Here is a 12,812-nt window from a genome sequence, read left to right as displayed (position 1 = left end):
CTATTTCTCCTCAAGAAGTTTTTTAACCCAGGGAAAGAGTTCAAGATTCACATGAGGTATGATAAGGGCCCCGGTCAAAAGTTCCATAAATCTTCCCTCAACATTTAGCTCAAGATAGGTAATTCTTTCTGTAATTTCTTTTATCTCTTCATATTCAGCCCTTTTTAAAAATTTTAAGGCCCCCTTTCCAGCAGAATTGCCAAGGCCTATGGTTTTAAAGAGGGCCTCCTCAGGTAGCATTCCCAGAATAACCGCTGATCTAACATCAATATGATTGCCAAAAGATCCAGCTACATAAAATTTTTCAACATCTTCAAAGGTGAGGCCAACCTTTTCACAAAGGAGTGTCAAAATTGTAAACATAGCCCCCTTTGAGCGAAGAAAACTTTTAATTTCACCCTCTTTTATATAAATCGGGTAACCCTGCTTGGTTTTTTCAGCTGAAATAAGCTCAAGAACCCTCTCTCCATTAATCTCTTCAATAAGAGGTCCAATTTTTTTGAGATTGAATTTTCCTTCCGGAGTTATCCAGCCATGCAAGAAAAGATCAGCTATAAGTTGAATTACTGCTGAACCGCAAAAACCAAGGGGTCTTTCATCTCCAATAGTTTTATAGGAAAGACTAAGGGTCTTTTCATCAATCCAAAAAGATTCAACCGCCCCTGGTTGAGCCTTAAGCCCACACTCAAAGATGCCTCCCTCAAGAGCAGGGCCAGCTGCTCCAGCACAAGCAAGAAGAAAGTCCTTATTTCCAAGAACAACCTCAGCATTGGTGCCTACATCTACATAAAAAGAGATCTCTCCTTTTTTATAAATCTCTGCCTCATATAACCCTGCTATTAAATCTCCTCCAAAATATGTCCCTGCTAAGGGAAAAACAAAAATTCTACCCCGGGGATTTATCTTTAAACCCACTTCTTCTCCCTTAAAAAGGGGAAACCATCTGGCTACAGCTACATAGGGTTCAACTATGAGATAATTCACTGGAAGTCCAAGAATAAAATGAGTCATAGCTGTATTTCCACAAAGACTTATATAATAGACATTCTCAAATCCAACTTTTTCTATCTCCTGATTTATAGCTGAAAGGGTTCTTTCCTGAAGTTTTAACAGATTTTCAGGTTTTTTAGCAAAATGAAGCCTTGTCAGAATGTCTTCACCAAACTCAATCTGGGGATTGTAAATAGAATATTCCTTTAAAAGTTCTCCTTTAAGAAAGTCATATATATAAAAGGCTATGGTTGTGCTTCCAATATCTATGGCTAATCCAAGGACCTTATCAGGTCTTTCTTTAAAAATATCTGCAAGGAAAAAGTTTTTTTCTTCTCGAATTAAAAGGGCATAAAATTCATCTCCTTCTCTGAGGATATAAGGAAGTTTTTGCAACAAAGGAAGTTCTATCTTAAGCCCCTTGTCTTTTACTTCCTCAGGAAGAACTGAAAAAATTCTCTCTGTATCAAAATTACTGCCCCCTGTAACAGCCTTTGAAGGTTTAAAGGGATAAATCTTTAAGGCTTCCATTAGACATCAACTACACATTGAGCGATATAGTGATTATCAACCTTTGAAAAGCTTGCCAAGGTAAAAGTTGCTCCCTTGACCTCAACCCCGTATCCATAAAGGTCTGTTTCAAGGGGAATTCCCAGGATCTCTCCTTCTATATAACACTCTGGTGCTTGAAGACAGACCTTACCTTTAAATGCATAAAAAAGCACACCCTCAAGGGAAGAAAGACTCAAAACCCTATTCACAAAAGCTACAAGGAGCTCATCAGGAAATTCCGCTTCCACTTCTAAAGGGAAACTCAATGTTGGCTTCTTTTTTAGAAACTCAGGATTTTCAACCATAAGGGTAGCAAGAGCCTTAAGAAGATTAGAGAGCGCTAATTGAGGGGTATTTCCATAACCCCTTATACCAACATCAGCCCCGTGCTCAAAAGTCTCATAATCCTGCCTCATTTTTTAATTTTACTCCATCAATCCTCTGTAAGCAATTCCTTTAGAAGGCTCAACCCAAAGAGGGAAAAAGAGCTTATTCCAAAAGGAGATTTTTTTATCTTTCTCATCCCAAATAATAAGATAAGAATCCTCAGGAAAAAGAAAAGTTGCTGAAAACCTTCCTTTCTCAAAAAGGAACAAACCTTCTCTCTCTTTGGACTTTCCCCTGAGTTTATAATAAACCTCTACCCCGGGTAAAGATAAATCCTTACCTACCTCATCCCAAAAAATGGTTAAGCCCTTAAATTCAAAAAGATATTGTCCTCTCTGGAGGGGAATAAATTCAGTTCCAGCTTTAAAGAGCCTCAGATCTTCAAAAAGTTCATAATCAGATAAAGTATATGTTTTTTCAATATCAAAAGCCTTTTGATAGTCTTTAAGAGCCCCCTCTTCAGATAGAAAAAGAAGGGTTTTCAAATTATTTACTCCAAGTTTCTTCAAAATAGGTATTAGGATATAGGATCTTTCAATCTTAGATTCCGGGGTCTCTTTTACTATTAAATAAAAGTCTCCTTGGTCCTTAATCAATAAAGCCTGCTGAGTGAGTTCCTTAGGGATAAATACAAAGGAGGTCCTTTTATAAAGATTAGAAAGGCTAAAATAGGTTAGCAGGCTAAGGAGGGCTATACAAAAAATTTTGATCCATCTTTTTACAAAAAAATAAAGCATAACTGCCCCCAAAAGGAAAAGGAAAAAAAGCCAAAGTAAAAAAAGATTAACAGGAAGAGAACTTCTAAAAATCCAGTTAAAGAGAGGAAATTGGATGTAAAGAGAAAAGATATCCCCTACCCTTTCCATAATAAAAGTTGCCAAAGTTTGAGAGACGAGGGCAAGCATGGCCGAGAGAATGGAAAGGGGAATAAAAATGAAACTCCAGAAAGGTGTAGCTAAAAGGTTATTCAGCGGAGTAGCCAGAGAAAACTCCCCGTTTATGTAAATCAAAAAGGGCAAAGTAAAAAGGCTTACTATAAGAGACAGTCCAAGGCCATAAAGAGTTTTGAGGAGGATCTTTTTTAAAAAAGAGGGCTCATCTGAATCAAATAAAAGGTTTTTCAAAAGTATATCTCCAATGATTAAGGACAGGGTAGCCAAAAAGGAGAGCTGAAAGGAAAGACTGCCAATAAGGGCAGGATCAAAAATCACGAGAAGCGTTGCCGTTAGAAATAATATAAATAAACTTTCAGTATTTCTGAAAAGGAGTTTGCTTAAAATTAGAAATGTGAGGAAAACAAAGGCCCTTAAGGCAGGAGGTTGAAAGCCTGAAAAAATGAGTATGAGCCCTGCTCCGGGAAGGGAGAAAAGATAGCTCCAGAGTTGAATAGGGAAACCCATCCTTATAAGTACCGTGTGGGGCAAGAACCATCTCCAGAACTTATAAAGAAAACCATAGAGAACGGCAAGGTTAAAGCCTGAAATAGCAAGTTGATGATAGAGTCCTTGATTTTTAAGGGTCTCAAGATATTCTTTTGGTAATTGGGTATCTACTCCAAGAACAAGGGCCAGAAAAAGCCCCCGGGAAAGAGGGGAGAGGTTTTCTGAAAACTGAAAAAGTTTATAACGCAAGGCCTCAATGAATCCAGCCTCAGATAAGGTGCAGTAGAATCTTTTCCTCTCATCAAGCTTATATTCTCCTTCCAACCCCTTAGGGATGAGCCTTTCTTCAAGAGATGGGGTATAGGGATTTAAAATTTTTAATCCCTTTTTTTCTTTGAGAGTAATCTTGCAGAAATCCCCGGGTCTAAATCCTGAATATTTAGTAGTAAATTCAATAAAACTCCCTTCACTTTCAGCTAAGACCTTGTATTGATCATAATAGGGCTCAATTTTCAGAACCTTGATAAAAACTTCTTTTGAGGCAAGGCTTAATCTTTCTTTCTTGGCATTGAAATAATAGCCTCCAATCAAATAAAATATCAAATAGAGAGAAATCCAAAAAAGCCATCTCTTTCTGGGCAAAATAAAAAGAAAGGGAAGGATAAAGATTAGACCTGGTAAGAATGGAAATTTATAAAAGGCTGTAAAAAAACCTAAAAGAAGGGCTGTTGAAAGGGAAAAAAGCAGGGTATTTTTCACACCCTTTGGCCAAAAAGAATTGTCCCAAGTCGGATAAGAGTTGCTCCCTCTTCAAGGGCTACCTCAAAATCATGACTTGTCCCCATAGAAAGCTCTTTAAAATTAGGCCCAAAAAGGGGCTTAACCTTCTCAAAGAGGCTTCTCATTCTGGCAAAAAAGGGACGCACCTTTTCTGGATTTTCTTCATAAGGAGGAAGACACATAAGCCCCCTCACCTCAAGATGAGAGAACTGTGAAAGCTCTTCACAAAACTTGAACAAATCCTTGGGTCCAACTCCTGCCTTGGTTTCCTCCTCTCCAATATTTACCTCAATAAAGACAGGGATTTTCTTCTCAGAATCCTTCAGTCTTTTTTCAATCTCCACAGCAAGTTCTATTCTATCTATGGTCTCAAGAACATTAAAGAGTTTCAAAGCCTTTTTAACCTTATTAGTCTGAAGCCTTCCAATAAGGTGCCATTCTATGGAAAGGCCCTCTAAGGCAGAAATCTTTTTCTCTGCCTCTTGAACATAGTTCTCCCCAAAAAGCCTAATTCCAAGATCGTAGAGAACTTGTATTTTTTCGGGAGATTGTTTTTTACTTGCACCAAGAATCTTAACTTCTTCAAGCCTTCTTTTACTGCGCAAAACTGCATTTTCTACCCTTTCAAAAACCTTCTCAAGATTATTTTTTAGCGTGGTATAGTATTCCTTTGAAATATCCACACCTTATTCTTGACCCTTTTTCTCTATCCCTTTCTACCTCTTCTCTGTTAGGCCTTTTATATATCAATATCTTTTGAAACTCGATGAGACTTTTTCAACTTGTAAAAAGTTTAATAATATCTTCAGAGCTCTTAGCAAGAATTATTTTCCTAAGCCACTCCTTAAGAACTCCTCTATCCTCTTCTCTTACCACCCTCTCCCTCACTTCCTCAGGCACATACCCGAGCTTCACCTCTATGGCCTCAAGCACAAGCTCCCTTGCATCCTCAATTAACCCCTGATATTTCCCCTGCTGAATCCCCTGCTCAATTCCCTGCTTATAAAACTTCTCTCCCACTCTATCCCAAAAGCTCTTTAACTCCATCTTTACCCCCTCTTCTCCACACCTATCTAATATATTAAACCAGATTACCTCCTCGTCAACCCCACTCTTTATTACTGCTATCTCTATCAAAAACCCTATCTCCCACCTCCCCTTCTCCCCTATCGCTACTAATCTCTCTATCGCCCTTGTAATAACTTCAATTATCTCTTCAAAATTACCTGCTTCCGCCTTTATTAAATAAAGATAACACCCAAGCCCTGCTAAAATATCAAATATCCTCAATATCTTCTCATCCTCTACCCTCTTTAAATCTACCACATGAACCTTAAAAAGTTCTCCCTTTAACCCCTCTGGCACTGAAAATATCTCCTCTATCCTTTCAGGATACCCCCAGGGCTTATTCCCTTCATAGAATACAAGGGGTAAAACAGGCACATACCCCTTCCCCTCCTTGAAAGACCTCTCATTTAATGCGGTTATGTAATTTAAAATCTGAAGGTAAATTCTTTTATCAGGTGCACTTTTGTGCTCAATAAGGATGTAGAGATGGGCTTTAGTTGAAGGTTTTCCTTCACTAAGAAGATTAACCTCAGCAACAAGGTCCGGGATTTCTCGCTTTTTTCTTGAGAGAGAAACTTGTTCTTCCGGAATGATTCTAAGGGAGTCAAGGTCAAGATGAGTTTTAATATGCTCAGGGAGGAAGGTTGAGAGGAAGCCTTTTAAGTTTTCTGGGTCTTTGAGGAAGGCCTTGGCAAAAAGGTCATAGGGAACAGGAGGTTTCTTCTTTGACATAGAGGTATTTTGCCAGAATTTAGAAGTATTTCAAGAGAACGAATTGCCTCATTAAAAATCTATTTGAAATTTTATCGTTGCCTCATATAAAAAACCACAGCTCCTCTATTTAACCTTCACGAAAAAACTATCTATTTCGCCCTTCTTAAATTTACAAGCTTAGTTCTTTCGCAAAGCTTATTTCAAGGAAAGAGTGGGTGAGGAGCTTTATAGAAAGATTTATAGAAAGATAAGGAGATATCATAAAATGCTTGAGAAAGCATATTTAGAGAAAAAAGGGAATTATTTTCGGTGAAAAAATTGACCATAAAAAGGAGGGGGAGGTAAAATAATTTCCTTTAGAAAATTAAATGAGGCATTACAGAGAATTGTATACTTTCATATCTTTCCTGTCTGCACAGGTAGGTCTGTCTGCCATGAAACTTAACGGAAAAAACCCTCTTCAGTTAAAATTAGGTCAACCTTCTGATCCAAGGGGTCTTGTGGTAATTGATCTACTATCTGGAAGGAAAAGGCAACCCCTATTTTTAGGGCTTTGGTCTTAGCAAGAAACCGATCGTAAAAGCCTCCTCCATAGCCAAGCCTTCCCATTTTTCTATCAAAGGCAAGCCCTGGGACAAGGATTAAATCCAGAGCCTCTGGCAAAAGAACTGGATTTTCTTTGGGAGGTTCTAATATACCAAAGGCTCCTTTAACAAGTTCTGAAAAATCAAAAAATTTGTGGAAACTGAGAGTCTTTGTATCAAGATGGGTACAAGGCAAATAAACCTCTTTTTCCTTTAAAGCTCTATCTATAGCAGAATAAAGATTCACCTCTTTATTGATATAATAAAAAAAGGCAATCTTTTGAGATTTTTGATAGAACTCAGAAGAGAGAAAAATCTGACAAATCCTTTCAGACCTCTCCTTCCAGTCTTTATCTGATTGAAGAGCTCTAAGTTTTTTAAAATACTCCCGAAATTCTCCTTTATGCATTAAATACCTGTAAAAATAAAAAAGGCCGGTTGGAACCGGCCCTCAAAATAAAAAAGGATCTTCTTATATTTAGCGTGGATGCCCTGACTTTGCTCTTTCAGCTACAGCTAAACGAGTTAGGGCCCTCTGGAGAGCGGCTCTGGCCCTTACATGGTCTATATGCTCAACTTTGGCCTGATACTCCTGAAGTCTCTTTTCGGCTCTTTCCTTTGCCCTCAAGGCCCTTTCCACATCAATTTCGTAAGCCTTTTCAGCTGCTTCAACTAAAAAGGTAATCTTATTTCCAGAGACCTCACAGAAACCCCCACTTACAGCTACCCACTCCTCTTTATCTCCCACTCTATATCTCAAGGCCCCAATCTTTATAGCTGCAACCATAGGAGCATGATTAGCAAGCACACCAAACTCACCTGCGACCCCTGGAGCTGTAACAATGTCAACTTCCTCACTCACCACTACCCTATCGGGTGTGATGATCTCAAGAAAAATCCTTGCCATAATTATTCCTCCTTAGGCCTCAAGGAGCTTCTTAGCCTTCTCCACTGCCTCTTCAATGGTTCCCACCATATAGAAGGCCTGCTCAGGCAGGTCATCATGCTTGCCCTCAAGGATTTCTTTGAAACCTCTAATGGTATCTTCAAGCTTTACATATCTACCTGCGAGCCCTGTAAACTGCTCAGCTACATGGAAGGGTTGCGAAAGGAATCTCTGAATCTTTCTGGCACGAGCAACGATAATCTTATCCTCCTCAGAAAGCTCCTCTACTCCGAGGATGGCGATAATATCCTGAAGATCTTTATATCTCTGAAGCACCTGCTGAACCTGACGGGCAACATTATAATGTTCTACTCCCACAATATTGGGATCAAGAATTCTGGACTGAGAATCAAGGGGATCCACTGCAGGATAAATTCCAAGCTCAGCTATCTGACGGGAAAGAACCACTGTTCCATCAAGGTGTGCAAAGGTGGTGGCTGGAGCTGGGTCTGTCAAGTCATCTGCAGGCACATAAACGCACTGGACCGAGGTAATTGACCCCCGCGTGGTTGAACAGATTCTCTCCTGAAGAGCTCCGATGTCTGTAGCAAGGGTGGGCTGATAACCCACTGCAGAAGGCATTCTTCCAAGAAGTGCGGAAACTTCCTGGTTGGCCTGGGTAAATCTGTAAATATTATCAATAAAGAGGAGCACATCCTGACCCTCTTCGTCTCTAAAGAACTCAGCCAAGGCAACAGCGGTATGGGCAACTCTTGCCCTATGACCCGGGGTTTCATTCATCTGTCCATAAACAAGGGCTGCCTTATCAATAACCCCAGATTTTTTCATCTCAAGATAAAGTTCATTTCCCTCACGGGTTCTCTCTCCTGCTCCACAGAAAACGGAAATTCCACCGTGCTCCATGGCAATGTTGTGAATCATCTCCATCATGACAACGGTCTTACCAACCCCTGCTCCACCAAAGGTCCCCATTTTTCCACCACGGGGGAAAGGAATAAGGAGGTCAAAAACTTTAATACCTGTTTCCAGAACCTTGATCTGAACATCAAGTTCCGTTAAAGCTGGAGCTGGCCTAAAAATTGGATACATTTTATCAGTCTTAATAGGACCAGCTTCATCCACCGGGTCTCCAGTGGCATTAATAATTCTTCCTAAGGTTGGTTTACCAACAGGAACAAGAAGAGGACCACCTGTAGCTAAGACCTCCTGCCCTCTTTTAAGACCATCGGTATAATCCATGGCCACACATCTAACCACATTATCACCAAGTTGCTGAGCGACCTCAAGCACCAAATTCCATTCTCTATCATCAATCATTGGATTGGTAACCCTCAAAGCATCAAGAACCTTGGGAACCTGCCCAGGAGGAAATTCCACATCCACCACCGTTCCCATAATCTGAACTATTCTACCTATAACCTTTTCAGCCATAGAACACTCCCTCCTTTACTTTTATCCTTTTATAGCCTCAGCACCACCAACAATATCCATAAGCTCCTTAGTGATGCTGGCCTGCCTTACTTTATTATAATAAAGGGTTAGCTGTTTGACCATATCAGTGCAAGCCCTGTTAGCATTATCCATAGCTGTCATACGAGCAGCCTGTTCACTAACTGCTGTCTCAAGCATTGCAGAAAAGATCTTTGTATTCAAGTAGAGGGGTAAAATCTGAGGTAAAAGCTCTTCCTCATCGGGTTCATACATATATGAGCCCGTTGCCTTTCTTTCTTTAACCTCAAAAGAAAGAGGTAGAAATCTCTCTGTCCTGGGATTTTGCCTGATAAGATTTACAAAATATCCATAAATTAGATATACTTCATCCCATTCCCCTTCAAGAAAGGCGGTTATAGCAGATCTGGCAATACGCCTGGCATCCTGCATTAAAACTCTACTCATCACATCTCCAAAGGCCTCTCTTACAGGGAATCTTCTCCTAAAATAACTTATACCTCGCTTCCCCACAAGAATCATCTCTATCTGTTTCCCTTCTCCCTGAAATTTTTTAATCTGGAGCTCCGCCTCACGAATAAGGTTACTATTAAAGGCTCCACATAGCCCTCTATCAGCTGTGATTAAAATTAATCCAACTTTTTTGACAGAATCCTTGGCCTGTAAATAAGGAATTCTACCTTTATTTAAACCCGGAGCACTGAGTAGCTGGGCAAGAACCTCATCAAATTTTTGCCCGTAGGGCCTAAATCCCTCTAAACGCCCCTGCAGTGTCCTCAGCTTGGCTGAGGCCACCATGTTCATAGCCTTAGTAATCTGGCCAATCTTTTTAATGGCATCTATTTTCTTACGCAAATCCCTTAAACTTGGCATCTTACATTACCCCCTTATGGAACAGGAACAGGTTCAACATTATTGGATTTTTTAAATTCCTCATTAAATTCTCCTAAGGCTTTCTTCATCTTTTCTTCAAGGTCAGGGGTTATCTCCTTTTTCTCTTTAATTTCTTTATAAATTTCAGGATATTTTCTCTCTATAAATTCATAAAGTTCTCTCTCATACTGAGCTAAGACCTCAAGGGGCATCTCATCAAGAAAGCCTCTGGTTCCGGCAAAAAGGATACAGACCTGTTTTTCAACAGGAAGGGGTTGATACTGAGGCTGTTTTAGAATTTCAACAAGCCTTGCCCCCCTGTGCAGAACTCTCTGGGTAGCCTTATCAAGCTCTGATCCAAACTGAGCAAAGGCTGCTAATTCTCTATACTGTGCAAGCTCAAGCCTGAGCCTTCCTGCTACCTGACGCATGGCTTTGATCTGGGCAGATCCTCCTACTCGAGATACAGAAAGTCCTACATTAATAGCTGGACGAATACCAGCAAAGAATAGCCCTGGCTCAAGATAGATCTGTCCATCAGTAATGGAAATAACATTAGTAGGAATATAGGCAGAAACATCTCCCTGAAGGGTTTCAACTATGGGAAGGGCAGTAAGAGAACCGCCACCATATTTATCATCAAGTTTAGCTGCCCTTTCAAGAAGCCTTGAATGGTTATAGAAGACATCTCCCGGGAAGGCCTCTCTACCAGGAGGTCTTCTCAAAAGCAATGAAATTTCACGATACTCAGCTGCCTGTTTAGAAAGGTCATCATAAATCACAAGGGCATGCCTTCCTGTATCCCGGAAGTATTCTCCAAGAGCACAAGCTGAATAAGGGGCAATCCACTGAAGGGCAGCTGAATCTGAAGCACAAGCTGCAACAACGGTTGTATATTCCATAGCTCCATATCTGCGAAGAATTTCAATTATCTGGGCCACTGTTGATTTTTTCTGCCCGATGGCACAATAAATGCAATAGACATCCGTTTCCTTCTGGGCTAAAATAGCATCAATGGCAATTGCAGTTTTACCTGTTTGCCTATCCCCGAGAATAAGCTCTCTCTGGCCTCTTCCTATAGGGGTCATAGCATCTACAGCCTTAACTCCTGTAATCATAGGCTCATTAACGGGTTTTCTCTGAATAATTCCAGGGGCTTTAATCTCAATTCTGCGGTATTCTTTGGACTCAATAGGCCCTTTTCCATCAATAGGTCTTCCCACTGGGTCAATGACCCTTCCAATAACAGCTTCTCCAACGGGAATAGAGGCTACCTGGCCAGTTCTTTTGGCGGTATCCCCTTCTTTAATCTTGGTATAATCTCCCATTACCGGGATACCTACATTGTCAAACTCAAGGTTAAGAGCGACTCCTACCTCTCCACTTTCAGGAAACTCAACCAATTCCATATATTCACAGTTTCTCAAACCAAAAACACGGGCAACACCATCTGCAACGGATATAACAACTCCCATCTCCTCAAGATTTATTTTTTTCTCAAACTCCTCAATTCTCTTTTTAATCAGATCACTGAGTTCTTGAGCCTTAATCGCTTCCATCGGTTATACCCCCTTTATAATGATTTCTTTAAATTTTTCAAGCTGAGATTTAAGGGTTCCATCAAGGATATAGTCTCCAACTTTTACTTTAACCCCACCTATAATTTCGGGATCCACTTTGGCTTCAAGAATGACCTCTTTCTTTAAAAGCGTTTGAAGGGCCCTTTCAAGCTCCACCCTCTCATCATCACTAATGGGAAAAGCTGTAATTACTTCTCCCCTTGCCCTTCCAAGCTCCTCATCAAGAAGAGCCTGATACATAGCTACAATCTCTTCAAGAAACTGAATCCTTCTTCTTTCAACAAGAAGTTTTAGGAATCTCTCTATCTCTGGATCAACCTTAAAATAAGATAAAATCTCTTGAAGGATCTCCTGCTTAATATCAGGGGGATAAATTGGACTTTGAAGGGCCTGCAAAATCTCTGGATAGCCTTTAAGACCTGTCGCTAAATTTTCTAATTCTTCTCCAAATTCCTTTACCTTATTTAATTCTTTAGCTGCAATAAATAGACCTTTAGCATACTTAAGGGCAGTGGCTACGGCTCTCAATTCAGACTCCTCCCTTTTATTTGTTCTACAAAGTTTTTATAAAGGACCTTCTGATCCTCCTCAGTAACATTCTTTCTAAGTATCTCCTCTGCAAGCTTAACCGCCTCCTGAGCAAGTTCAACCCTTAAAATATCCTTAGCCTTTTCCATCTCCTGAGAAATATAAAGTTGAGCCTGTTCCTTAAGTCGAGCTGCCTGTAGCTTAGCCTCTTCAAGAATCTTTTCCTTTTCTCTAATGCCTTGCTCTATGTAATTTTGATAAATAGTCTCTGCCTCTTCCTTTAAATTCTTAACCTTTTCCTGAAGTTCAAGATACTTTGCTTCTGCCTCTTTCTTTTTAGCCAAAAGCTCTTCATATTGTTTCAGAAGATTTTCCTGTCTGGATTTAAAAAAATTAACTACTGGCTTTTTAAGAAGTTTATAAAGAAGAACTATCAGGGCAAGAAAATTTACAGACCACCAGATAAGATTTTTAATCTGAGAAGGTGTAACTCCATGTCCGCCTTCCTCGGCAGAATACCCAACACCAACACTTAAACCAAATAAAAGGACAAAAAGAAAGAAGATCTTATTGAAGGTTTTCATACCCTCCTCCCAAGGAGTTTCTCAACCATGAGATTGGCAAAGTAGTCCTTTTGAGCAAGGACACTCTCTCTGAGCTTTGCAAACTCAGCTTTAAAGGCATTTTCCCATTCTCTTTTTTGGGCCTCAATCTCTTTCATCACCTTCTGAAGCTCTTCCTTTTCAATTTTTCTTGCCTCTTCCTTTAAAGCCTCTCTTTTCAAAGCTCCTTCAGATCTGGCTTGATTCAAGGCTTCATAGTAATTCTTAAGCCCCTCTTCTGCCTGAGAAAGAAGCTCGTCAATCTCCTTTTCCAAGCTTCCAAATTGTCTTTTTCTTTCTTCAAGGAAACTCATCACCGGCTTGATCAAAATAATGTTTAAAAGAAAAGCAAGGACTAAGGCCTCAATTATTTGCACAAGAAGTGTTATATCAAACTTGAGCATCCCTTCACCCCT

Annotated in this window: 13 protein-coding genes; all 13 read right to left on the bottom strand. The window is 40.0% G+C overall.

What is annotated here, in order from left to right; translation table 11 throughout:
- Window positions 1–1,521: an ASKHA domain-containing protein gene (locus THC_RS01495; RefSeq protein WP_068512326.1), complete on the bottom strand. Its 1,521-nt coding sequence runs from the start codon at window positions 1,519–1,521 to the stop codon at window positions 1–3.
- A complete protein-coding gene (locus THC_RS01490; protein WP_068512324.1) occupies window positions 1,521–1,958 on the bottom strand; it encodes an archease in 438 nt (145 codons plus the stop codon). The genes THC_RS01495 and THC_RS01490 overlap by 1 nt, the downstream gene beginning before the upstream one ends.
- A 9-nt stretch (window positions 1,959–1,967) precedes the next feature.
- Window positions 1,968–4,070: a ComEC/Rec2 family competence protein gene (locus THC_RS01485; protein ID WP_068512321.1), complete on the bottom strand. Its 2,103-nt coding sequence runs from the start codon at window positions 4,068–4,070 to the stop codon at window positions 1,968–1,970.
- Window positions 4,067–4,774, bottom strand: coding sequence for a YggS family pyridoxal phosphate-dependent enzyme (locus THC_RS01480; protein WP_231938364.1), 708 nt, complete (start codon window positions 4,772–4,774; stop codon window positions 4,067–4,069). The genes THC_RS01485 and THC_RS01480 overlap by 4 nt, the downstream gene beginning before the upstream one ends.
- Window positions 4,775–4,868: 94 nt before the next feature.
- Complete coding sequence (locus tag THC_RS01475; protein WP_068512318.1) at window positions 4,869–5,891, bottom strand: Rpn family recombination-promoting nuclease/putative transposase; 1,023 nt, start codon at window positions 5,889–5,891, stop codon at window positions 4,869–4,871.
- A gap of 423 nt (window positions 5,892–6,314) precedes the next feature.
- Window positions 6,315–6,866, bottom strand: coding sequence for a 5-formyltetrahydrofolate cyclo-ligase (locus THC_RS01470; RefSeq protein ID WP_068512314.1), 552 nt, complete (start codon window positions 6,864–6,866; stop codon window positions 6,315–6,317).
- A 69-nt stretch (window positions 6,867–6,935) separates the two neighbouring features.
- Window positions 6,936–7,364 carry a F0F1 ATP synthase subunit epsilon gene (locus THC_RS01465; RefSeq protein ID WP_068512311.1) on the bottom strand — a complete coding sequence of 143 codons (429 nt, stop codon included), beginning with the start codon at window positions 7,362–7,364 and terminating at the stop codon, window positions 6,936–6,938.
- A gap of 12 nt (window positions 7,365–7,376) precedes the next feature.
- A complete protein-coding gene (gene atpD, locus THC_RS01460) occupies window positions 7,377–8,795 on the bottom strand; it encodes a F0F1 ATP synthase subunit beta (RefSeq protein WP_068512308.1) in 1,419 nt (472 codons plus the stop codon).
- Between the two features lie 21 nt (window positions 8,796–8,816).
- Window positions 8,817–9,686, bottom strand: a complete 870-nt coding sequence (gene atpG / locus THC_RS01455; RefSeq protein ID WP_068512304.1) for an ATP synthase F1 subunit gamma — start codon at window positions 9,684–9,686, stop codon at window positions 8,817–8,819.
- Between the two features lie 14 nt (window positions 9,687–9,700).
- On the bottom strand, window positions 9,701–11,245 hold the full coding sequence (gene atpA, locus THC_RS01450) for a F0F1 ATP synthase subunit alpha (RefSeq protein WP_068512302.1): 1,545 nt from the start codon (window positions 11,243–11,245) through the stop codon (window positions 9,701–9,703).
- A gap of 3 nt (window positions 11,246–11,248) precedes the next feature.
- Window positions 11,249–11,794 (bottom strand): ATP synthase F1 subunit delta, encoded by a 546-nt coding sequence (atpH, locus tag THC_RS01445; protein ID WP_068512299.1) that lies wholly within the window; start codon window positions 11,792–11,794, stop codon window positions 11,249–11,251.
- Window positions 11,791–12,378: a F0F1 ATP synthase subunit B gene (atpF, locus tag THC_RS01440; protein WP_068512297.1), complete on the bottom strand. Its 588-nt coding sequence runs from the start codon at window positions 12,376–12,378 to the stop codon at window positions 11,791–11,793. Before atpF ends, atpH begins: the two co-directional genes overlap by 4 nt.
- Window positions 12,375–12,800, bottom strand: coding sequence for a F0F1 ATP synthase subunit B family protein (locus THC_RS01435; RefSeq protein WP_068512294.1), 426 nt, complete (start codon window positions 12,798–12,800; stop codon window positions 12,375–12,377). The genes atpF and THC_RS01435 overlap by 4 nt, the downstream gene beginning before the upstream one ends.
- Between the last annotated feature and the right edge of the window lie 12 nt (window positions 12,801–12,812).

Origin of the sequence: Caldimicrobium thiodismutans (genome assembly GCF_001548275.1) — a bacterium.
In the GTDB taxonomy this organism is placed as follows: domain Bacteria; phylum Desulfobacterota; class Thermodesulfobacteria; order Thermodesulfobacteriales; family Thermodesulfobacteriaceae; genus Caldimicrobium; species Caldimicrobium thiodismutans.
Note: the sequence above shows the minus strand (reverse complement) of the source record. Positions and strands in the feature narration are given on the sequence as shown.